Source organism: Arthrobacter silviterrae (assembly GCF_011045165.1).
GTDB lineage: Bacteria > Actinomycetota > Actinomycetes > Actinomycetales > Micrococcaceae > Specibacter > Specibacter silviterrae.
In genome coordinates this window covers 63,297-85,755 of the sequence record NZ_JAAKZI010000002.1, presented here as the reverse complement: position 1 = coordinate 85,755, position 22,459 = coordinate 63,297, and the positions used below count along the sequence as shown (strand labels likewise).

General features: G+C 63.0%; 22 protein-coding genes. 11 read left to right on the top strand and 11 right to left on the bottom strand.

Annotated elements, in window-relative coordinates; genetic code table 11:
- Positions 1-6 precede the first annotated feature (6 nt).
- The 3 genes from G6N77_RS01790 to G6N77_RS01780 all read left to right on the top strand — a co-directional run bounded on the left by G6N77_RS01790 (position 7) and on the right by G6N77_RS01780 (position 4,214).
- Complete coding sequence (locus G6N77_RS01790) at positions 7-1,692, top strand: ATP-binding protein (protein ID WP_165180298.1); 1,686 nt, start codon at positions 7-9, stop codon at positions 1,690-1,692.
- Positions 1,689-2,375 (top strand): response regulator, encoded by a 687-nt coding sequence (locus tag G6N77_RS01785; protein ID WP_165180297.1) that lies wholly within the window; start codon positions 1,689-1,691, stop codon positions 2,373-2,375. The genes G6N77_RS01790 and G6N77_RS01785 overlap by 4 nt, the downstream gene beginning before the upstream one ends.
- A 156-nt stretch (positions 2,376-2,531) precedes the next feature.
- Positions 2,532-4,214 (top strand): ribonuclease J, encoded by a 1,683-nt coding sequence (locus tag G6N77_RS01780; protein WP_370875228.1) that lies wholly within the window; start codon positions 2,532-2,534, stop codon positions 4,212-4,214.
- A 52-nt stretch (positions 4,215-4,266) separates the two neighbouring features.
- Here the strand turns inward: G6N77_RS01780 and G6N77_RS01775 are convergent, their stop codons facing one another.
- The 3 genes from G6N77_RS01775 to G6N77_RS01765 form a co-directional block, all read right to left on the bottom strand.
- On the bottom strand, positions 4,267-4,734 hold the full coding sequence (locus tag G6N77_RS01775; protein WP_165180295.1) for a UPF0158 family protein: 468 nt from the start codon (positions 4,732-4,734) through the stop codon (positions 4,267-4,269).
- A 285-nt stretch (positions 4,735-5,019) separates the two neighbouring features.
- Entirely contained in the window at positions 5,020-5,481 is a 462-nt protein-coding gene (locus G6N77_RS01770; protein WP_165180294.1) for a hypothetical protein, read from the bottom strand.
- 240 nt (positions 5,482-5,721) lie between these two features.
- Positions 5,722-7,356 (bottom strand): ABC-F family ATP-binding cassette domain-containing protein, encoded by a 1,635-nt coding sequence (locus G6N77_RS01765; RefSeq protein ID WP_165180293.1) that lies wholly within the window; start codon positions 7,354-7,356, stop codon positions 5,722-5,724.
- A 179-nt stretch (positions 7,357-7,535) separates the two neighbouring features.
- On the opposite strand from G6N77_RS01765, the gene G6N77_RS01760 reads away from it, so the two are divergent.
- Positions 7,536-8,078, top strand: coding sequence for an OsmC family protein (locus G6N77_RS01760; protein WP_165180292.1), 543 nt, complete (start codon positions 7,536-7,538; stop codon positions 8,076-8,078).
- A gap of 101 nt (positions 8,079-8,179) precedes the next feature.
- Here the strand turns inward: G6N77_RS01760 and G6N77_RS01755 are convergent, their stop codons facing one another.
- The 7 genes from G6N77_RS01755 to G6N77_RS01725 form a co-directional block, all read right to left on the bottom strand.
- Positions 8,180-9,034, bottom strand: a complete 855-nt coding sequence (locus G6N77_RS01755) for an amino acid ABC transporter permease (protein WP_165180291.1) — start codon at positions 9,032-9,034, stop codon at positions 8,180-8,182.
- A complete protein-coding gene (locus G6N77_RS01750) occupies positions 9,031-9,675 on the bottom strand; it encodes an amino acid ABC transporter permease (protein ID WP_205677900.1) in 645 nt (214 codons plus the stop codon). The genes G6N77_RS01755 and G6N77_RS01750 overlap by 4 nt, the downstream gene beginning before the upstream one ends.
- A 47-nt stretch (positions 9,676-9,722) precedes the next feature.
- A complete protein-coding gene (locus G6N77_RS01745) occupies positions 9,723-10,667 on the bottom strand; it encodes a glutamate ABC transporter substrate-binding protein (protein WP_165180290.1) in 945 nt (314 codons plus the stop codon).
- A 66-nt stretch (positions 10,668-10,733) separates the two neighbouring features.
- Positions 10,734-11,495, bottom strand: coding sequence for an amino acid ABC transporter ATP-binding protein (locus G6N77_RS01740; protein WP_276609754.1), 762 nt, complete (start codon positions 11,493-11,495; stop codon positions 10,734-10,736).
- 41 nt (positions 11,496-11,536) lie between these two features.
- Positions 11,537-12,412, bottom strand: a complete 876-nt coding sequence (locus G6N77_RS01735) for a MurR/RpiR family transcriptional regulator (RefSeq protein ID WP_165180289.1) — start codon at positions 12,410-12,412, stop codon at positions 11,537-11,539.
- Positions 12,413-12,422: 10 nt separating this feature from the next.
- Positions 12,423-13,337, bottom strand: coding sequence for an isoaspartyl peptidase/L-asparaginase family protein (locus G6N77_RS01730; protein ID WP_165180288.1), 915 nt, complete (start codon positions 13,335-13,337; stop codon positions 12,423-12,425).
- Positions 13,338-13,557: 220 nt separating this feature from the next.
- A complete protein-coding gene (locus G6N77_RS01725; RefSeq protein ID WP_165180287.1) occupies positions 13,558-14,247 on the bottom strand; it encodes an NADPH-dependent F420 reductase in 690 nt (229 codons plus the stop codon).
- Positions 14,248-14,309: 62 nt separating this feature from the next.
- On the opposite strand from G6N77_RS01725, the gene G6N77_RS01720 reads away from it, so the two are divergent.
- On the top strand, positions 14,310-14,825 hold the full coding sequence (locus tag G6N77_RS01720; protein ID WP_165180286.1) for a MarR family winged helix-turn-helix transcriptional regulator: 516 nt from the start codon (positions 14,310-14,312) through the stop codon (positions 14,823-14,825).
- A 28-nt stretch (positions 14,826-14,853) separates the two neighbouring features.
- Here the strand turns inward: G6N77_RS01720 and G6N77_RS01715 are convergent, their stop codons facing one another.
- Positions 14,854-15,882: a LacI family DNA-binding transcriptional regulator gene (locus tag G6N77_RS01715; protein WP_165180285.1), complete on the bottom strand. Its 1,029-nt coding sequence runs from the start codon at positions 15,880-15,882 to the stop codon at positions 14,854-14,856.
- A gap of 206 nt (positions 15,883-16,088) precedes the next feature.
- On the opposite strand from G6N77_RS01715, the gene G6N77_RS01710 reads away from it, so the two are divergent.
- The 6 genes from G6N77_RS01710 (at position 16,089) to G6N77_RS01685 (ending at position 22,440) form a co-directional block, all read left to right on the top strand.
- The gene (locus G6N77_RS01710) at positions 16,089-17,273 is read left to right on the top strand and encodes a Gfo/Idh/MocA family protein (protein ID WP_205677916.1); all 1,185 of its coding nucleotides are present in this window, start codon (positions 16,089-16,091) and stop codon (positions 17,271-17,273) included.
- Between the two features lie 44 nt (positions 17,274-17,317).
- On the top strand, positions 17,318-18,547 hold the full coding sequence (locus G6N77_RS01705; RefSeq protein WP_165180283.1) for a sugar ABC transporter substrate-binding protein: 1,230 nt from the start codon (positions 17,318-17,320) through the stop codon (positions 18,545-18,547).
- A gap of 60 nt (positions 18,548-18,607) precedes the next feature.
- Entirely contained in the window at positions 18,608-19,573 is a 966-nt protein-coding gene (locus tag G6N77_RS01700; RefSeq protein WP_165180282.1) for a carbohydrate ABC transporter permease, read from the top strand.
- Between the two features lie 60 nt (positions 19,574-19,633).
- Complete coding sequence (locus G6N77_RS01695) at positions 19,634-20,443, top strand: carbohydrate ABC transporter permease (RefSeq protein WP_240901616.1); 810 nt, start codon at positions 19,634-19,636, stop codon at positions 20,441-20,443.
- A 72-nt stretch (positions 20,444-20,515) separates the two neighbouring features.
- Positions 20,516-21,304: a ThuA domain-containing protein gene (locus G6N77_RS01690; protein WP_165180280.1), complete on the top strand. Its 789-nt coding sequence runs from the start codon at positions 20,516-20,518 to the stop codon at positions 21,302-21,304.
- Entirely contained in the window at positions 21,301-22,440 is a 1,140-nt protein-coding gene (locus G6N77_RS01685; protein ID WP_240901595.1) for a Gfo/Idh/MocA family protein, read from the top strand. Before G6N77_RS01690 ends, G6N77_RS01685 begins: the two co-directional genes overlap by 4 nt.
- Positions 22,441-22,459: the final 19 nt, after the last annotated feature.

The window sequence follows — 22,459 nt, the reverse complement described above, 5'->3', positions numbered from 1 at the left end:
GGGGGCATGCGACGACGGATGACACTGCGGGCCCAGCTCCTTCTCCTGCAGGTGGTCATTGTGCTCATCACCGTGGTGGGTACGGGCGGCGTTGCCATTTTCACGCAGCAACACCAGCTGCGGGCCAACTACCGGGACCGGATGATCGGCGTTGCCCAGTCGGTGTCCACGAACCCGGCCATCATCCACGCCTTTGGCGACGCCGATCCAAGCCAGACCATCCAGCCCATCACCGAGCTGATCAGCAAGTCCTCGGGAATCGCCTACGCGGTGGTCATGAACACGGACGGCATCCGCTATTCCCACCCCGACCCTTCGCTGATCGGCAAGCATGTCTCCACGGACCCCTCGGAAGTGCTCTCCGGGGACACCTTTGTAGGGACGCAGACGGGGACGCTGGGCCAGTCCTGGCGTGTCAAGGTGCCCATTTTCAACGAGGCCCATGCCGTGATCGGAGCCGTGTCGGTTGGCGTGCTGGAATCTGACCTGCGCGATGAATACCTCTCCAATGCCACCTGGCTGTTTGTCACCATCGGCATCGCTGCCCTGTTCGGCGTGGTCGGGGCAGCCTGGGTCACGGGGGTGATCCGCAAGCGGATATTCGGCCTGGAGCCGGAACAGATTGCCGGCCTGCTGGAGGAACGCGAGGCCATCCTGCACGGCGTGCGCGAAGGGGTGGTGGCCGTTGACGACCAGGGGAGAATCGCCCTGGTCAATGACGCCGCCGTGCGGCTGCTGTCCCTTGAAGGAGAGCCGGACCTGGTGGGCACGCTGGCCCGGGAGAACCTCGATGGCGCCCTGGTGGACCTGCTGGACGACGGCGGCGCAGAGCAGTCGCTGGTGCTCTCCGGGGAGCGGGTGCTGCTGGTGCGCCGGGACGTGGCGAAAATCGGCAGCCGCGAAATAGGCTCCATCCTCATCCTGCGCGACAACACCGAACTGCACACCCTGATGCGGGACCTTGACGGCGTGCAGGGCCTCGCCGACGGCCTGCGCGCCCAGGCCCACGGCTTCGCCAACAAGCTCCACGTCATTTCCGGGCTGCTGGAACTGGGCCGCGTGGAGCAGGCAGTTTCCTTCATCTCGCACGAGCGCACGGGCGGGGCGCTGGCGCAAGGGCCGGGCCGCACGGGAATCCGCGAACTGGAGGTTGCCGCGCTGCTGCTCATGAAGCAGGCACGGGCCGAAGAACTCGGCATCAACATCACCATCGAGGAGGATTCGCAGCTGCCGGTGCTGGCCGCGGGCAGGACGGCGGAAATCCTGCGTGCGGACCTCTTGACGATAGTGGGGAACCTGATTGACAATGCCGTTGAAGCCACAGGCGCGGGCGGACGAATTTCCGTGGTGGTCACAGCTTCGGCCGGCCCGGGTGAATTGATAGTTTCCGTGGCCGATTCCGGTGAGGGCATTGCGCCGTCGCTGCGGGACCGGGTCTTTACGGCCGGCTATTCGTCCAAGGCTGCCCTGCCGGGGGCCGTCTCCACGGGGCGCGGAATTGGCCTGACGCTGGTCAAGCGGATCGCCACCCGGCACGGCGGAACCGTCCGGATCGGCAGCGGGCTTCCGTCCACGGCGGCATCGGCGACGTCGGCCGGCTCCGGCGCCCGGATCACCGTGGTGCTGCCTGTCGGCGCCGGGGAGTTCCTGGCCCGGGAGTCCGCGGACGCCGGGGCGGTGGAGCCGGCATGAAGCCAAAATTGAGGGTCTTGATCGTCGAGGACGACATTGGCGTGGCGCTGATCAACCGCGAGTTTGTCTCCTCCCACCAGGGCTTCACGGTGGTGGGGGAGGCGCACAACGGGACGGACGCCGTCGTGCTTATTGAACGGCTGAGGCCCGACGTGGTCCTGCTGGACTTTTACCTGCCGGACTTCTCCGGCCTGGAGGTGCTGTCCCGGCTCAGCCCGGACCTCGGCGGCGCCATGGAAGTCATTGCCGTCACGGCCGCGCGGGACGTGGAAAGCGTGCGTGCGGCCAGGGCGCGGGGAGTGCGGCACTACCTGGTGAAGCCCTTCATGGCGTCCGCATTGTTCGAAAGGCTCGAGGAAGTGGCCCGGCAATTTGACACCGTGCGGCGGACGTCGCGGGGCAAGCTGCTGGACCAGCGCAGCGTGGATGCCATCATTGCAAGCGCGTCAGGGCGCTACGCCCCGCCGCCAAAGGGCCTCTCGGAAGTCACGCTGCAGCGGGTCCACCTGGCGCTTCAGGCAGCGGGCACGGATGTCTCGGCCGCCGAACTGGCCAAGCTGGTGGGCATGTCCCGCGTGGGTGTCCGCCGCTATTTGGAGCACCTGGTGGATGTGGGCCGGGCCACCCTCACGCCGCGCTACGGCGGCGGCCGCCCGGAGAACCGCTACAGCAGTTCCTCGTAGGGCGGGCCCGGGCGGGTGCGGTGGTAAAATCGTACACAAGTACGCCCCCACAAACTTTTTTGCGACATCAGGCCGGCCCCTGGCCGCACGCCGTCGCGCTTTAGGGCAGCACAACATCGCCAACCGGCGCCGCCTGCCACCACCACCCCACAGAGAATGGAACCCATGAGAAGAACTCCTCGCCAGACCCCGCCCGCACTGGCAAATGGCGCACTGCGCATCGTTGCCCTTGGCGGATTGGGGGAGATCGGCCGCAACATGACCGTCTTCGAATACGGTGGAAAGCTGCTGATTGTCGACTGCGGCGTGCTCTTCCCCGAGGAAAACCACCCCGGCGTCGACGTCATCCTGCCGGACTTTTCCTACCTGAAGGGCCGCTGGCAGGACGTGGAAGGCCTGGTGCTGACCCACGGACACGAGGACCACATTGGCGGCGTGCCGTACCTGCTCAAGCACCGCGCCGACATCCCCGTCATCTCCGCCAAGCTGACGCTTGCCTTCCTGAAGACCAAGCTCGAAGAGCACCGCATCAAGGGCAAGATGGTCCAGGTCAAGGAAGGCGACCGCCGCAAGTTCGGCCCGTTCGACGTCGAATTCCTCGCCGTGAACCACTCCATCCCGGACGGCCTGGCAGTTGCCATCCGCACGCCCGCCGGTCTGGTGCTGGAAACCGGCGACTTCAAGATGGACCAGTTCCCGCTGGACAAGCGCATCACCGACCTGGCCGGCTTTGCCCGCCTGGGCGAGGAAGGCGTGGACCTGTTCATGCCCGACTCCACCAACGCTGAAGTTCCCGGCTTCCTGGCCGCCGAGGCGGAGCTGGCACCGGCCATCGACAATGTCATGCGCACGGCCCCGCGCCGCGTGGTGGTCTCCAGTTTCGCAAGCCACGTGCACCGCATCCAGCAGATCATTGACTCGGCGCACAAGTACAACCGCAAGATCGCCTTTGTGGGCCGGTCCATGGTCCGCAACATGACCACGGCGCGCGAGCTGGGCTACCTGAAGATTCCGCGCGGCATGCTGGTCGATTCCCGGGAGCTGGAGAAGATGGCCCCCAACAAGGCGGTCCTGATCTGCACCGGTTCGCAGGGCGAGCCCATGGCGGCACTGGCCCGCATGGCCAATGGCGACCACCAGATCAACCTGACCGAGGGCGACACCGTTCTGCTGGCCAGCTCGCTGGTGCCCGGCAACGAGTCCTCGATCTACCGCCTCATCAACGACCTCACCAAGCAGGGTGCCAACGTTGTCCACAAGGGCAACGCCAAGGTCCACGTTTCCGGCCACGCCAGTGCCGGCGAACTGGTCTACTGCTACAACCTGGTCCGCCCCAAGAACGTCATGCCGGTGCACGGTGAATACCGCCACCTGAAGGCAAACGCGGAGCTGGCCGTGCGCACCGGCGTCGACCCCAAGCGCGCGCTGATCGTTGAGGACGGCACCGTCATCGACTTGAAGGACGGCCTCGCCAAGGTGGTGGGCAGCGTGCCCGCAGCCTATGTGTACGTGGAGAACATGGTGGCCGGCGCGGCCACCGAGGAGTCCCTGCAGGACCGCCTCCGCCTGGCCGAGGACGGCGCCGTGACGGTGCTGCTGATCGTCAACCCGGACACCGGGAAGATCGAGGAAGACCCCGAGTACTTTGCCGTGGGCTTCAACCTCACGGACAAGGACATCGAGAAGGCCACGGGCATCGTGGGGAAGACCATCGACGGCCTCCGAGGCGAAAAGACCGGCCCGGGTGCGGAGAAGGCGATTGGCGAGGCGCTGCTGCGCTGGTCCGACCGCGCGCTGCGCCGCAAGCCGGTTTACACGGTCATCATCGTCGAGGCCTGATTGGACGAAGCCTGAACGGCGCCGGCCCCGCTCCTGCCGGGTCCGGCGCCGTTCATGCGCTCCGGCGCAGCTTCAGGACGGCGGCCTCAGCTTCTGTGCGTTCCACCACGTCCCAGTCGGCCAGCCAGTGGATGGCCCGCTGCTTCATGACATTGTCGTGGAATTCGTACCATTGCGTTTGCTGCTGCGGGAATTCGTAGAGGGCGTCCTTGAAGTGCCGGAACGGGCTGCTGCGGTCGATCGAGCGCTGAAGCCGGGCCCGGCACTTGGCATCCTGGACCCCGGCGATGAAGTCCTCCATGTCGCGGAATCCCTCCGAGGGATCGACCGGCTCTATGCGCAGGCCGCCGCGCCCGTCAACGTCCCAGCCTTCCGTGTCGGCCTCATCGGCGGCCTCCTCGCCCCACAGTTCAATCCGCCCCGTCCCCGGGTCCAGCCAAAAGAACGTGTCCTGGTCCATGTAGTGGTTCTCGAGGGCCATCACAAGGGTGTCAAGGTCAATGACATTCAAGGGGAGCATGGGAACGCCTCCAGCTAAAACATCGGGCAGGCACCTGCTGTCCACTTCCCATCTTTGCGCGCCGCGCCATCTCAGGCAAGGATGCGTTGGGCCACCCCGACTCGCGCGCCGCCCTTACCCCACCCCGCGTGCCGCCCTCACCCCACCTCGCGCGCCGTCCCACCCCTCCTCGCGCGAACGGACACTTAACGTGGATGTTTTTCGAAAACATCCACGTTAAGTGTCCGTTCGGCAGGCGCAGCGGCCGGTGGTTTGGCCGCATCCGGTCCTTTAGGGTGGGCCGGCCTACTTCATGCCGCCATGGAGGATCCCCGGCTTCGTGTAGCTCCGGGCCAGGACGGCCAGGGCCAGGGCCGCAACCAGCAGGCCAAAGTCACGCAGGGCCACGTCGTAGAAGCCGGAGTAGGTGACCAGGTTGATGATGATGCCCGCCAGCCAAATCGCCACCACAAAGGCTGCATAGCGCGGGCGAAGGATCATGGCGATGGCCGCGATGATCTCGATGACGCCAATGACCATCATGGTCCCGTGGGGGCTGAACGGGGAAATGTTTGCGATCCACGGGGCAAGGTAGTCCACCCAATTGGTCAGGACGTTGCTGAACTTGTCCAGGCCCATGATCAACGGGATCGCGATGAAGCCGATCCACAACATCAGGAAGGCTCCGTAAGCGGGTTCGGCCTTGGCGCGCTGCAGGGCGTGCGAGGTCCATCCGGTCGACGAGGCGTGAATTGAACTGGCAGCCATGGCTCCTCCATCTAAAAACAATACTTATGTTTTTAGAATGCTCCTCGACCGCCCGGTTGTCAATCCCCAAGCCCCATCCCATGCCGCCCGCCTCGCCCTTACCTCTCCTCTCAGCCCCCTCTCACTCCGCGCGAACCGGCATTTAACGTGGATGTTTCGCCGCAACATCCACGTCAAATGCCCATTCGCGCGAGGTTTTAAGGGGGTTCGAGGGGTCGCGCGGGGCCGGCCGGGTAACCGTTAGAGCTCCGTGACGCGCCCGTTGCTGACGTCCCAGCGGATGTCGAGGCGGACGTTTTCCAGGAGCCGGCGGTCGTGTGATACCAGCAGGAGCGTTCCCTCGTATCTGTCCAGCGCCTCCTCCAGCTGTTCGATGGCGGGCAGGTCCAGGTGGTTGGTGGGCTCATCGAGCACCAGCACGTTCACACCGCGCGCCTGCAGCAGCGCCAGCGAGGCGCGCGTCCGCTCACCGGGCGAGAGCGCGCCGACCGGGCTGGTCACCTGGTCCGCCTTCAGGCCGAATTTCGCCAGCAGCGTGCGCACCTCGCCCTGGTTCATTTCCGGCACCAGGGCCTCAAACGCCGACCCCAGCGGTACGCCCTCCGGGAACTGGCCGCGCGCCTGGTCGATCTCACCGATGGCGACGTTGGCGCCCAGGGAGGCCACGCCGCTGTCTTGGGCAGTGCGGCCCAACAGCAGCCCGAGCAGCGTGGACTTGCCCGCGCCGTTGGGTCCGGTGATGCCTATCCGTTCGCCGGCATTGACCTGAAGCGAGACCGGGCCCAGGGTGAAGGAGCCCTGCCGGACGACGGCGGCATTGAGGGTGGCAACCACGGTGCTGGAACGCGGCGCCGCACCGATGCTGAACTGCAGCGCCCACTCCTTCCGCGGCTCCTCCACCTCGTCGAGGCGGGCAATGCGCGACTCCATCTGCCGCACCTTTTGCGCCTGCTTCTCCGAAGATTCCGAGGCGGCTCGACGGCGGATCTTGTCGTTGTCGGGGCTCTTTTTCATGGCGTTGCGCACGCCCTGCGAGCTCCATTCGCGCTGGACGCGGGCCCGTCCAACGAGGTCCGCCTTCTTCTCGGCAAACTCGTCATAGGCCTCGCGGGCATGCCGCTTGGCGATGGCGCGCTCCTCCAGGAACGCGTCGTAGCCGCCGTCGTACACGGCCACCTTGTTCTGCGCCAGGTCCAGCTCCACCACGGTGGTCACGCAGCGCGACAGGAACTCGCGGTCGTGGGACACCAGCACCACGCCGCCGCGCAGGCCCTTGACGAACTCCTCCAGGCGCGCCAGCCCGGCCAGGTCAAGGTCGTTGGTGGGCTCGTCCAGGAGCACGACGTCGAACCGGCTCAGCAGGAGCGCGGCCAGGGCCACCCGTGCGGCCTGCCCGCCCGAGAGCCCGGTCATGAGCGCGTCCGGGCCCACGTCCAGGCCCAGCTCGGCGAGGGTTGCGGGGATGCGCTCGTCGAGGTCCGCAGCGCCGCAGGCCAGCCAATGGTCCAGGGCTGAGGCGTAGCGGTCGTCGGCGGCGCTGTCCGTGCCCAGTTCCCCGGCGGAGGATTCCATCTCCTGGGTGGCCTGCGTGCAGCCCGTGCGGCGGCCAAGGTAGCCGGCCACCGTTTCGCCGTCCACCCGCTCGTGTTCCTGCGGCAGCCAGCCGACGAACGCGTCCTGGGGTGCGGTGCTGACTGTGCCGCCCTGCGGTGTATCGGCCCCGGCCAGCAGGCTGAGGAGCGTTGACTTGCCGGCCCCGTTGGCTCCGACGACGCCGACCACGTCGCCGGGTGCCACGGTGAAGGAGAGGTTGCTGAACAGGGTGCGGTGGGCGTGGCCTCCGGAAAGGTCCTTGGCCACGAGTGTTGCGGTCATGGGTCCATCTTATTTTGATTCCGGGGACGGGCAGGACGCCGCCAAGGTGCCGCCGTCGTGCCTTCAGGGGATTGTTGCGGCAGGTGACAAAATCCTTGGGGCCGGGGTGATGCTGCGGGGAAGCTTGTGTCCACGGAAGACGGCGGGGCAATCGGCTCCGGCATGCGACAAGGAGCATCATGACTGAAACGACGACGGCCACCGACCTGGCCTCCATCCGCGCGGACAGGCTGACCGGCGCAGGGGAGTTCTGGGCCGCCAAGATCGCCAAGAGCGCCGACAACGCCAGGCTGACGTACAAGGCGGCCGGGGTGGCGGTGGGTTCGGTGGCGTCCCGGATCAGCGCGGGCAAGCACCAGTTCCTGGTGGACGAGCCCGCAGGATTGGCCGGAGATGACGCGGCCGCAAGCCCCGTGGAGTACGCGCTCGGGGCGATCATTTCCTGCCAGGTGGTGGTGTACCGCCTGTACGCCCAGCAGCTGGGCCTGGTCATCGACGAACTCACGATCGAGGCCGAAGGCGACCTGGACGTCCGCGGCCTGTTCGGCATTGACGAGTCCGTGCGGCCGGGATTCACTGACGTGCGGCTCACGGTGAACATTGCGGGCCCGGGAACGCAGGAAGAGTATGAGGAGCTGGGCCGGCTGGTGGAGACCCGCTGCCCCGTTCAGGACCTGTTCGCGAACCTGACGCCCGTCAGCGCCGTGGTGGCGAAGGTTTAGCCCGCCTCAGGCGCCGAGTGCGCAGCAATGGCGGCTTCCCGTGCGTGGAAGCCGCCATTGCTGCGCACTCAATGGCTGCGCTGGAGACTTGGCCGCCAAATCTAGTGGATCGCGGCCGCGGAATGCCCCATGGTCGGAGCCTTCAATGGGTCCGTCGGGGGCGCAGCCTTGCGCCGCGGACGCCTTTGCAGTCGAGACGCGATAGCTGTCAAGCTCCCACTGACCACCAAGTAAATCAACGTGATGACGATGTAGGTGGGAATGAGCTGATGGAGGTACGAAGTGAGCAGTTGTCCCCTGTAGAGCAATTCCGTAAACGCAACGATGTATCCCAGGGTTGTGTCCTTGAGGAGGCTGACAAACTGGCTCAGCAGAGATGGGGCAATGTTGCGCAGGGCCTGCGGTAGCACCACGTGGAACATGGTTTGCCAGGAGCTCATGCCCAAGCTGAGCGCCGCTTCCGATTGACCTTTGGGCAAACTCTTGATGCCGGCCCGGACGATTTCTGCGAATACAGCGGAATTGGAGAACACGAGCGGAATTGCCAGCTTCCACAACACCGGCACGTTGATGCCCAGCTGGGGAAGTCCGAACAACATCAGGTAGATCAGCAACAGGACCGGGACCGTCCTGGCCACCTCAATGTACGCCGTGCAGAACCACCGGGTGGGCCGGAAGTGGCTGAGCCTGCCAAGGGCTAAAAAGACGCCGATGACCGAACCGAGGACGGCCACAATTCCTGCAACTTCCAGGGTGCCCACCAACCCGGTGAGCAGGTACTTCCAGATGGCCCATTGTGTAAACGGCGCCCATACTTCGGGGGCGAGCTGGCCGTGGGAGCCGAACTGCCACAGGGCCAAGGCGACAACGCCAGCAATGGCCATGACGCTGAGAACGGACCCGATCAAAATGTTTCGCCGGCCGCGTGGTCCGGGCTGGTCATAAATGAAACTCATCGGACTATAGCCACCTTGCGTTCGACCCAACCTGTGGAAACCCCAATAACCAGGGCGATGGCCATGTAAACCAGTCCCGCACTCGTGTAAAAGAGAATGGGCTGTGCATAGACCAGATTTACGCTGTTGACGCGCGACGTCAGCTCAAGGACTCCGACGACGGCGGCCAGCGCCGTGTTCATGGCCAGGGCAATCATCACGTTCCCGATTGGCTGGACGACCGCGCGGAAGGACTGCGGCACAATGACGTGGCGCAGTGATTGCACCAAGGTCAGTCCCAGGGCCCGGGCTGCCTCAATTTCACCCTTGGCAACTGTGTTTACTCCGCTTCGCAGTGCCTCTGCCACGTAGGCGGCCTCGTAGACGATGAGGACGATTGTCACCGTGGGGACCAGTGGCAGGATAAATCCGGCCGCCGGCAGGGCGAAGACCGCAAGGATCAGCAATGCCAGGAGGGGGACGTTGATGAAGAACTGCACGTAGGCAAAGGCTGCGCCGCGGAGCACTGGAATGGGGCCCACCCGTGCGGTCGTGACGAATACGCCCACCAGGATTGAACCAATCCCGGCGATGACAGCAATCATGATTGTGGTGCCGAGCCCCTGAAGCAACAGCTGGAAATTCTCCGGAGAAATGATCATCGTTGTTCACTCACTTTTGTGATCCTGGCTTTCGCTGTGAGGGTCGATCAGGAGCCCGGCACGGAGCCGATGGCTGGCGGCGTGGGTGCGGACGAATCGCTGACGGAGCCAAGCGTTGTCTTCCATGATTCTGCCCACTGGCCGCCGTCCTCAATGGCCTTCAACCAAGTGTTGATGAAGTCCTTGAATTGCTTGTCGTCGCGCTTGAGCCCGATTCCGTAGGGTTCGTGGGTGAACGGCTGGCCGACGATCTTGATGTCCTTGTTCGAGGATGCCTGGCTGGCCAGGAGAACGTAGTCCTGGACATAGGCGTCTCCCCGGCCCTGGACGAGGGCCTGTACACCTTGGGGAGTGGTGGCAAACGGCATGAGATTCGCCGTCGGCTGCTTCTCCGGCATCTGGGTCACCCCGGGCGAGCCGGTCTGGACGATGACGTTCTTTCCTGCCAGGTCCTCAACGCCCTTGATGGAGGTGTTGTCGCTCTTGACGGCAACGGCCAGGCCGGACATGAAGTAGGGGCCGGCGAAGGAAATCTGCAGGGCCCGTTTGGTTGTAATCGTGTAGGTGGAGAGGACCACGTCGACCGTTCCGTTGGCGAGCATCGCTTCCCGGGTTTCAGCCGCGGAGGGCACCCACTGGACGTTTGGTTTGCCGAAAATATAGGTCGCCAGCAGTTTCGCCATGTCGGCGTCCAGGCCTGTCACATTGTCCGGGTTGAGCGGATCCTGCTGTGAGACCAAGGGGGCATCCAGCGCCGTGGCGACAATGAGCTTGCCGCGCTTTTTGATGGCTTCCATGGTGGACCCGGGCAGGATCAATCCCGCTGCGGCGACCGGCGCGTTCTTCAAGAACGTGTCCGATAAGCCCTTGGATCCTGCCCCCGAGAGTTCCGCCGGCAGGCCTGCACCGCCAGAACATCCGGCCAGTGCAAATGCTGTGGAGGCCAGGACGGCACTGAGAAATGGGCGGCGGCCAAGTGATTCCTTGAACATGGTGGTGCCTTTCAAAGGTGTGCAACGTGTGGGGGCAGGCAAAAATGTAAGTAGGTGAATCGTGGGTCAGTGCGTGAGAACGGAGGCAAGAAAGGCTTGCGCACGGTCCGTTTGGGGAGAATCGAAGAACGCTGCCGGTGTGTTTTCCTCGACGATTTGGCCCCGGTCCATGAAGACCACGCGGTCGGCGGCCCGGCGGGCAAACCCCATTTCGTGGGTGACCACCAGCATGGTCATGCCTTCGGCCGCCAAGTCGGTCATGACGTTGAGGACTTCATTGACCATTTCAGGGTCCAGGGCCGACGTCGGCTCATCGAACAGCATGACTTTTGGTCGCATGGCCAGAGCCCGGGCGATCGCGGCACGCTGTTGCTGTCCGCCGGAAAGTTCCGCCGGGAACTTGTGTGCCTGGGCGGCGATGCCAACCCGGTCCAGTAGTTCCATGGCTTCAACTTCGGCCTGCTTGCGCAGGGTCCGGCGAACCTTGGTGGGCGCCAGCATGATGTTTTCCAGGATGGTCTTGTGGTCAAACAGGTTGAAGGACTGGAACACCATGCCTACATCGGCGCGCAGTCTGGCCAGGTGTGATCCTTCGACGGGAAGCCTGTTCCCGTCGACCTTGATCTCTCCCGAATCGATCGTTTCCAGGCGGTTGATGGTTCGGCAAAGTGTCGACTTGCCGGATCCCGAGGGGCCGATAACCACCACCACCTCTCGGGGCATGACCTTCAGATTAATGTTCTGCAGCACATGGAGGGCGCCAAAATGTTTCTCGACGCCGGCCAGGCTGACCATGGGCACAGCAGCGTGCCCTTGCTCGGGCGCCATTCCTGTGGTGGTGGCGGCCTCGTCCCGGGTATTCAGCGGACTCATGATTCCTCTTCAGGGTGTGGGGTGGCTGCGAATGCGCGGTAGGCGTGGATGTTTTCTTCCCAGTTCTTCATCCGTTTCAGGCCGGAGTCCCGGGTTTGCCGGAACGTTGCCTCGACGATGGCTTCGACAAGCACCATCAGGCCGATAAATGAGTCAAAGGGAATGCCGTCGACTGGCACCGGAAGGACGATGTCTGCGTCCGCCGCGCTGGGTGAGAGTTCCTGGTCGGTGATCACAACGACGGTTGCCCCGCTTTGCTTGGCCTGTTGGGCCACCTTTGTGCTGGCCATTTCATGGCGGCGGAAGTCAAAAATAATGACGACCGCATTCTTCTTCAAGTCCAGGTACTTCCCGCTGTCACGGCCAAACGGCTCCCGGGCCAGGCTGACATTGGGGATGATCTGGTCCAGTTGGAGGGCCAGCAACTCCGCCAGATTGACGGAATAGTAGCCGCCGGAGATCAACACGGCCCTGGGCTGGGCAGCCAGCAACTTGACCAAGCGGTCGAATTCGGAAGCCGGGACCATGGAGACCATTCGTTCGAGTAGCTCCCGTCGCGGCAGGACGAAGGCGTTCAGCTCCGCGTTGATGGCCGGATCTGGTTCTCCGTGCTCTGCACGGTGAACGGGGGACCTGCTCTCGAGAGTGATTTCCTCTCTCAGGCGCGCCTGGAACTCGGGATACCCGGCCAATCCCAGCCTGGTCACGAGGCGCAGGACCGTGGGGGAGCTTGTTCCGGCGGTCTTGGCCAGGCTGGCCGCACTGGCGAGCCCTGCGCTGGGATAGTTTGCAAGCAAGGCGCGGGCAACCTTGCGCTCTGCCGGCGTCATGCCGTCCATGCGGCTGTGGATTTCCGCTTTGATGGGTGTCATCTTCGTTCCCCTACACCCAGGTGGTGAGTTTGCCGGCGTCCTCAAACGCGGCAAACATGTCGGGGGAGTTGTGGGCCACGCAAACCCGGCCGTCGGCGCCGACGGCAATGATGCCGCCGTCGGCACCGCGGCTATCAAGTTCCGCGATCATGGTGGCCTGAACCGCGTCCGGCAGGTTCGTGCCGGCATAGCGCATCCTGGCATGGATTTCGTGGGCAACGGCGCCTTCGATGAATGCTTCCCCGGTCCCCGTGCAAGAGACTGCCACAACGCCGCCGCTGGCAAACGTGCCGGCGCCAATGATGGGGGTGTCTCCCACCCGGCCCTCATGCTGGTTGACCATTCCACCCGTTGATGTTGCCGCAGCGAGGTTGCCGAGGTGGTCGACTGCGACGGCACCGACGGTGCCGTGGCGCGAGCCCGTCAGTTCCTTTGATTGCACTGCGGCAAGCTGCTGCAACCGGGCTGGGGTTACAAAGTAGTCGGGTTCGACAGCTTCGAGCCCCCAACCGGCAAGCAGCTCCTCGCTTGGCGACACGAGAAGGACGTGCTCGCTTTCCTCCAAGACCTTGCGGGCCAACTGGATCGGATTGCGTGCATGGCGTGAAACTGCCACCGCTCCGGCATGGCCGTTTCCGGTCATCACGGCGGCGTCAAGTTCAGCGGTGCCTTGCGCCGTCAGGGCGGCACCGCGCCCGGCGTTGAAGAGCGGGTTGTTTTCAAGTTGCTCTACCGTTGCGCAAACAGCGTCCAGGGCGGTTCCCCCGGTTTTCAGGACGGCCGCACCGGCTTCGTAGGCCTCGGTTAGGCCGTCTGAGTATGCGGCCTGTTCCTGGGCCGAAAATTCTTTCAGGCGTCCACCTGCCCCGCCGTGCAGCACCAAGGTGTAGTCCTTGCCGCTTGTGGGGATGTCTATCAAGCGCATCTGTAGTCCTTTGTCGAAAAGTACGGTTCGTGAGCTGTGTCACGCTTCGAACGTCTGACTACAAGATATATTAAAAAGTACAAAATGCAAATAGATTTAGAATTTGTAATATTCGATACAAGTTTGGCGACTGTCCTCCCGAGTCATCGAGAGCGCAGAAGTGGCGGCCTTCAAGGTAAGAAGGCCGCCACTTTTGGGCTTTGGTGGGCCGCGACCGGGTTTAGCCCGCCTCGGCGAACTCCAACTGCTCGACGGCGGCGCGGCGGGCGGCAAGCTGGGCCTCCAGGCCCGCGCGATTATACGAGCCTGTGAAGACAGGCGTGTCGGTTTCCAATGCTGCGCCGTTGGCCAGCGGGCCGGCGTCCACGGCGTCGAAGCCCAGCCGCTCGATGAATTCGAGCACCAGGGCACGTGTGCCGTCGTCGTCCGTGGCAACGGCCAGCGCGCGGCGGTCCGGGGCGCCCGCGAGCCTGGCGTCGAGCTCCAGCTCGTGGTAGCCGATGTGGTTGAGGGCCTTGGCAAGGCGAGCCCCGGGGAGGTGCGACTGGACCATTTCCGAGCTCGACGGCGCATCCTCCAGCTCGGGCATGTCGCCGTTGGTGTCGCGCCAGTAATTCATGGTGTCGATGACATGCTTGCCGTCCAGGCCCGCCGGATCCAGCGTGCGGAACTTGTGCAGCGGCACGGACAGCACCACCAGCTCCGCCTCCTCCATGAGTTGCGCGGCGGACACGGCGACGGCCCCCGGGGCCATGATCTGCACAATCAGCGCGATGTCCTTCGGGTCCCCGGAGGCGGCAATCAGCACCCTGTAGCCTGCCAGGAGGGCCTGGCGCGCGACGCCGGTCCCCACCTTCCCGGCGCCGAGGATGCCGATGGTCTGTGGCTGGCTTCCCGCATACGTTGTCATACAGACGATCTTACTCAAATATGATCTGTTGTAGAGCGGAGTGATGCTTTATGATGGATGTCATGAGCAACGGTTCCGCCCTTCACATCCTGCCCGCCGGCCCGCAGGAGGACTTTGGCTGGACGCTGGGCGTGCTGGTGCGCAACTACCAAAATTCCTCCGGCGCCGTCATGGGCGGGTTCCCGCACGGCGCCCGCGGCTACCAGGTGCTGGTCGCGGTGGCCGGTGGCGAGCTGCCCAACCAGTTGGCACTGGCGCAGCACCTCGGGATCGACCGCACTGTCATGACGTACTTGATTGACGACTTTGTGAAGGCCGGCCTGGTGGAGCGCCAGCTCAATCCCGCCGACCGCCGGGCCCGGATCATTGTGGCCACGGCCCGCGGCGGGGAAATGCTGGCCGAACTGCAGCGCAGCATGGCCCAGGTTGAGGACGTGGTCCTGGCCGCCCTGGAACCGGACGAACGCAAGGTATTCCGTGCCTTGCTGAGCCGCGTGGCCTGTGGGTCCCCGGAGGCGGCCGGCTCCGAGCTCGGAGCCTGCGAGGCCGTGGAGCAGATGCTTGGCGGCGGGGCGTAACTTTCGGCTGGTGAAGCTGGCGTTGAGGTTACCGCGTTCGCTTTTTTGGCGCGGGACCAACCGAGTGGCCGGGCGAGTAAGAACACTGGACGAGTTGTTGGGGCAGCGGCTTGTCTCTCTCATCAATACGCTCAATGAGGGCATCGACACCGAGACGGCCCAGCTCGTCGGCAGGCGAGATCAATACTGCAAGCTCGGGGTCCGCCATACTGGCAATATCGACGGATGAGGCTATTGAGATGATGGATATATCTTGTGGTATGGCGTATCCGACAGTCTTTAACTCGGCTACGAATCCCGGTGCCGAATGCTCATTCATGAGTAGCACGCCTGTAACGTCAGGATGCTCGGCCGCGAATTCCCTTGCAAGTGCCCGCCCGCCAGCGGGAGTTTCCAAGCCGCTCATGACCGAGCCGACCAGCCCGCGTTGCAAGGTGACTTCCCCAAAGGTATTTCTGGCCCTTGCCACGGGGCCGTAGCCTCCGAGTAGCTGGCTACCTATGCCGCCGTCGATGAGGACAAGATTGGTGTGCCCACGCCGGCTAAGCCGGTCGATTGCATTCTCCACCGTAGTCTCGAAATCTACGTCCACAAAGGATATTCCCTTGGTGTCGCGAGTACGCCCAATCAGGGCAAAAGGGACCGCTCCGCCCGCAAGTTCTACAACCCGGGGGTCGTCGAGCTGGACCTCCATGAGTAGGACGCCGTCCACGAGCCCGGATGCCGTCAATTCAGAAACGGCCTCTGCTTCGTTGCTCATCGGCCACAGGACCAGGTTGTAACCGCGGAGCCTGGCCTGGTGGGCGGCGCTGGTAAAGAACCGGACCGATGTAGAAGAAAAGCGATGCTGGAGCGCAGGGTACAGCAAGGCCAGCACATGGGTCCGGCCTCTAGCCAGGGCACTTCCGACAGCATTGCGCCGGTATCCAAGGTCTTTCATGGCCTTCTCGACCTTGGCGCGCGTCTTGGATGAGACGGGCTTTGAATTATTTATGGTGAATGAAACAGTCGCCAGTGACACGTTTGCCAGATTGGCCACATCCTGCATCGTTGCCATGGCACTCCTCCCAGTTGCTCTTGGTCAAAGTTACCTCACCGGCTTCCCATTATTGTGGACCAATGCCGGCGAATAGTAAAGCGCTTTAAAAAAGTCTTGACAAGGCCGCCAAGTCACGGCAAGATCGATCGCATTAGCAAAAAAGTTAAGCGCTTTACCGGCCAAGTCCCATTCAAAATGAAGTCAGGAGCAGAGCAATGAAGCAGATGCACTCTCAGGCCCCAAGCCTCCGGGTGGCACTGATTGGCCATTCATTCATGGGCACCATCCACGCTCAAGCCTGGCAGAGCGCCCCGAGATTCTTTGAGCTGGGGTTGAAGCCGGAAGTGGCCGTGGTTTGCGGTCGAAATGACGACGCCGCATCCGTCTTCGCAACGAAATTCGACATCCCGCAAGTGGAAAACGACTGGCGGAAAGTCGTGGCCGACCCGTCCGTCGACGTAGTGGACATTTGTACGCCAGGGCATCTTCACAGCCCAATCGCGCTGGCTGCCCTCGCCGCGGGCAAACATGTTCTCTGTGAAAAGCCACTGTCCAACTCCCTTGGCGAAGCCGAAGAAATGACTGCAGCGGCTGAAGCCGCGCAGGAGCGGGGCATCCAGTCGATGGTTGGCTACAGCTATCGGCGCACTCCGGCCCTGGCCCATGCGCGCCAGCTGGTGTCTGAGGGGAAGATTGGCAGGATATTTCATATCAGGGCGGTTTACCTTCAGGACTGGATCGTTGACGAAGAATTCCCGCTGGTCTGGCGCCTGCAGCGAGAGCACGCCGGGTCAGGAGCCCTTGGTGACATTGGGGCACATGTTGTTGACCTGGCCCAGTACCTGACAGGGCATCACATCACTGGCGTCTCGGCCCTAACTGAAACCTTTGTCAAAACCCGGCCATTGGTGGCCTCGTCAGACGGACTCAGTGCTACCGCAAGCGACGAACGAGGGTCCGTCACGGTTGACGACGCCGCCGTTTTCATTGCCCGCACCGACAAAGGTGCACTCGCAACCTTTGAGGCCTCCCGCTTCGCCACGGGCCGCAAGAACGCCTTACGGATCGAGATCAATGGCGCCCGGGGGTCCCTTGCCTTCGATTTTGAGTCGATGAACGAACTTTGGGTCCAGGACAACACCGGCTCCCGCGCGTCCTCAGGGTTCTCGCGCATTCTTGTGACCGAGCCGGAACACCCCTATATGGATGCATGGTGGCCGGCTGGTCACGGGCTTGGCTACGAACACACGTTTGTTCACGAAATTGCAGATTTTGTGCGCAATATAGCGGCAGGGACCCAGCCGTCGCCTTCGTTCCGCGACGGACTTGCAATCCAGCGGGTACTGGCGGCCGTGGAAGCCAGCGCTCAGGCCAATGCCGTTTGGACCGCGACCAACTACGAATTCTAGACCAGAACAAACACCCCAACAGAACCAAAGTAAAGGAGCTACCCATGAATATTCGCACCAAGAAGCACATGTACAAAGTTTTGGCGCTTGCGGCCGTCGCCCCATTCGTCCTGAGCGCCTGTGGTGGCGGGAATGCCAGCAACAGCGGTGGGGACGCCAGCAAGTTGACGCTCCTCGACTACTACAACAACGAACCGGACAACACCATAATGAAGGGCGCAATTGACAAGTGTGCCGCTGAAGTCGGCGTGAGCATCAGCCGAGAGGCCGTGCCAGGCAAGGACCTTATCCAGAAGGTGCTGCAAAAGTCGTCGTCCAAGACGCTTCCCGATGTGTTGATGCTGGACAACCCGGACCTGCAGCAGATTGCCGCCACGGGCGGCCTGGCCCCGCTCAGTGATTTTGGCGTGGACACCTCGGGGTTTGCCAAGGGCATGCTCGAGGCCGGCAGCTACCAGGGCAAGGTGTACGGACTGGCACCCACGGCGAACACGCTGGGCCTGTTTTACAACAAGAAGCTGCTGGCCGCAGCAGGGCTGAAGCCACCCACCACGTGGGCCGAGTTGAAGACCACCGCCAAGGCCCTGACCAAGGGTAGCCAATACGGTGTGGCATTCTCCGCGATCGCCACCTATGAAGGGGCGTGGCAGTTCCTGCCGTTCATGTGGACCAACGGCGGCGACGAGACCAATCTCGACTCACCGCAAAACAGGGAGGCCCTGCAGCTGTGGAAGGACCTGGTTGACAGCGGATCCGCGTCCAAGGGCGTCATCAACTGGTCCCAGGGCGACGTCAAGGACCAATTCATGGCTGGCAAGACGGCCATGATGATCAACGGGCCGTGGCAGATCCCGGCGCTCGATGCGGACAAATCCCTTGAGTGGGGCTCGGTGCAGGTGCCCATCAACAAGCCCGGGCAGACGCCCGTGGCCCCCCTCGGCGGTGAAGTCTGGACGGTGCCGCAAACGGGCAACAAGGCCAAGCAGGCCAAGGCGGCGGAGTTCATTAGTTGCTTCACCAAGGACAGCACGCAATTGTCCCTTTCCGAGGCCCGCTACACGGTCCCGACCAAGCCTGCCCTGGCCAAGGAATTCGTTGCGAAGATGCCGACCATGGAGTCCTTCACCGAGCAAGTTGCCAATGCCCGCTCCCGCACAGGAAAACTTGGCGACGGCTGGCCCAAGGCCGCGACAACCATCTACACGGCCATCCAGCTGGCGCTGACCGGCAAGGCGAGCGTGGGCGACGCCTTCAAACAGGCTGCCAACGGCTAACGCCCAAACCATCCCCGTGGGTTCCGTCGCGACAGCGGCGGAACCCGCTGAAAGGTCACCATGACTTCCCAATCCCTGCAAACAGCGGGAGAAACCAAGATACGGTTCGCCGGCCCTGCCAAAAGTCAACCGCGCCGGCCGCGTGTCCGCTTCGACCGGGAGACGACCACAAAGGTCCTCTTTGTGGTCCCTGCAGGGCTCTTTATGGTCCTGTATTTCGGCTACCCGGTGGTCAAGAACCTGACAATGAGTTTTCAGGACTTCACGACCAAGACGTTCTTTACGGGTGAGGCCCCCTGGATCGGCGTGCAGAACTATGTAACGGTTATCAGCTCAAACCTGTTTGGCCCGGCCATGCTCAACACGGCATTGTTTACCATTGGATCGATCCTTGGCCAGTTCGTCATTGGCATGGCATTGGCGGTGTTCTTCAACAAGAAGTTCCCGCTGAGTGGGTTCCTGCGTGCCATGCTGCTCCTGCCCTGGCTGCTGCCACTGATTGTTGCCAGCGCCACCTGGCGCTCCATTCTCGACCAGGACTCCGGGATCCTCAACCAGTTCCTTGGAACTTTTGGCATTCCGGCAGTTCCGTGGCTGACCAGCCCGTCTGTGGCACTCATTGCCGTCATTATTGTCAACATCTGGATCGGCATACCCTTCAACGTCACCTTGCTGTACGGCGGCCTGCAGGATATTCCGGCAGAACTGTACGAGGCCGGGGCACTTGACGGCGCCACCGGCTGGAAATCTTTCTGGCACATCACCTGGCCCAACATGCGTCCCGTGGTCAGCGTTGTCCTGGTGCTTGGGGTCGTTTACACCATCAAGGTCCTGGACATCATCCTGGGCCTGACCAACGGAGGGCCGGCCAACGCCACCCAGACAATTGCTGTGCGCTCCTACCAGGAGTCCTTTGTGAACTTCCAGTTCGGGGTGGGTGCGGCGTTCTCCAATATCCTGATCCTCATTTCCCTTGTATTTGCCATCATCTACCTGCGGGCCAACCGCCGCGCCGTTGACGAGTAGGAGGGCACCATGGCTACAACACAGCTCACCGCGCCCGTGAACCACGCTGCGGCGCAGCGGATGAAGAACATCCGCACAAGAAGCTCCACGGTGCTGGGCATCATTTTCCTGATCATCATGCTTTTCCCGATCTACTGGATGATCAACGCCTCCCTGCAACCATCAGGCAACACGTTGTCGGCGAGTTTTCTGCCCTTGAACCCCAGCTTTGCCGGATATGAAAAGGCCATTGCTGACCAGGGCAAGAACTTGGTCACTAGCCTTGTCATTTCGCTCGGCACCGTGGTGGTCACCCTGGCCATTGCGGCACCGGCCGCCTATGCGCTGGCCCAGTTCAAGTTCCGCTGGATCAGTTGGGCGCTGCTGGCGATCCTGATCGCCCAGATGATTCCGGGTGTCGTCATTGCCAACGCCCTCTACGCGGCCTACAACGACCTTGGCCTGTTGAACACTTACACAGGCCTAATCCTTGCCGACGCAACCAGCGCCATTCCGTTCGCAATCTTGATCATGCGGGCGTTCATGATGAGCATCCCGCCCTCGATCATTGAGGCGGCCCGCGTTGACGGTGCGGGGCAGGTTAGGGCCTTTGTTTCCATAGCCCTTCCCATTGCCAAGAACGCAATCATCACGGCTGCACTCTTTGCCTTCTTGTTCTCTTGGAGCGACTTCCTCTTTGCCCTGACGCTGACCACGACGGATGAAATCAGGCCTGTGACATTGGGCATTTACCAATACCTCGGCACGCAAGTCTCCAACTGGAGTGCCGTCATGGCCACCGCGGTTCTGTCCTCGCTGCCGGCGATTGTGCTGCTGGTCATTGCCCAAAAGTACATCGCTGCCGGGGCGACCGGCGGTGCCGTCAAATAGCCCGGACCGTCGCCCGCACGCGCAAGCTACTTCAAAATCGTCGAACCAAAACGAAACAAGAAAGTGAACCCCATGTCTGGAACCACCAGCCCCGCAACCCCCATCAAAGTAGTTGTCTGGGGTGAAAACCGGCACGAACAAGTTGAACAAAAGGTGCGCGACATCTATCCCACTGGCATGCACACCACCATCAAGGAAGGCATTGAGGAAAACCTTGGCACCGGGGTCGAAGTGAGCACCGTAACCTTGGATGATCCGGAGCACGGGCTCACCGAGGAAGTCCTGGCGGCCACAGATGTCCTCGTCTGGTGGGGCCACGCCGCCCATGCGGAAGTTTCGGACGAAGTGGTGGAAAGGGTGCACCAGCACGTGCTGGCAGGCATGGGGTTGGTGGTCCTCCACTCCGCGCACTGGTCCAAGATTTTCGGCAAGCTCATGGGTACCACGTGCACCCTGCGCTGGCGTTCCGAGGAAGACCGGGAGATTGTCTGGACAGTGGACCCCACCCACCCCATCGCCCAGGGTGTCCCGCACCCTTTCATCATTCCGGCCCAGGAGATGTACGGCGAATTTTTCGACGTGCCTGCTCCCGACGAACTGATCTTCCTCTCCACCTTTACCGGCGGCGAAGTGTTCCGCAGCGGCATGACGTACAAGCGCGGCTTAGGCAAGATCTTCTTCTTCAGCCCCGGCGACCAGGACTACCCCGTCTATCACCAGAAGGAAGTCCGCAAGATCATCGCCAACGGTGTCGAATGGGCCAGGACGTTGCGCCCCGGGCGAAGCGTTCCTGTGCTGCTCCGCTACGAAACCGAAGACTTCTACAACGGCCGCAGCTACCAGGGAGCCATGGAAAATTGAGCACTTTCACCACAGTGAGCGCTGTCGGGCCGCTGCGCCTGATCCAGGTCGGAGCCGGCGGCATGGGCCAGGCGTGGCTCGACACCATCACCGCCAACCCCGACGTGGAATTGGTCGGCCTCGTCGACCTCAACACCGACACGGCCCATGCCGCACTCGCAGCCCGCGGCCTGCAGGACATCGTCGTCGGCACGAGTGTCGGTGAGGTGGCGGCGGCAACCGGGGCACACGCCGTCGTCAATGTCACCGTCCCCGTGGCCCACCATCCGGTCAACGTCGAGGCCTTGTTTGCCGGTCTTCCGGTGCTCTGCGAGAAGCCGGCAGCACCCACCGTGGCGCAGGCGCTGTCGCTCGCTGCTAGTGCCGAGGCCAGCGGGCAGCTGCTGATGATCAGCCAGTCGCGGCGCTACTTCAATTCGCTCACGCAGCTCAAGGCTGTAGCGGGGGAGTTGGGCGACATCGGCGTCATCACAACTGAGTTCTTCAAGGCCCCGCACTTTGGCGGCTTCCGCGAGGAGATGGACCACGTGCTGCTGCTGGACATGGCCATCCACCCGTTCGACGCCGTCCGGCACTTGACGGGCCAGGATCCCGTGAGCGTGTACTGCGAAGAATTCAACCCGAGCTGGAGCTGGTTCCAGGCCGACGCCGCTGCCACCGCCATCTTTGAGTTCGCCGGCGGGCTCCGCTACGTGTACTCAGGCTCATGGTGCGCCGACGGTGCGGAAACCTCCTGGAACGGCAGTTGGCGCGTGAACGGCGCGCGGGGGACCGCACTGTGGGACGGAGACAACGCACCAACTGCGGAGGGGATCGAAGGCGCAGCGCTGGAGGTTCCCGCTTCCGACGGCGGACCGGAGGAAATTGCCGGATCGCTGGCCGAGTTTGTGGCTGCGGTCCGCAGCGGGGAGGTCCCCGACGGGGAAATCCACTCCAACGTCCACTCGCTGGCAATGGTGGAGGCGGCCGTACAGTCGGCCGGGACCGGACAGCGGGTGCGCATTGACGATGTCATCACGGCCGCATATGCGCAGGCACTGGATGTCGAGAAGAACGTGGACGTGTTGGCTGTGCTTGCCGGGTGGGAATCGCCGCTCGCGGCGCTCTCCGGTGCCGGGCGGGACGTTCGCGCGTAGAGCGGCCGCATGAATGAAG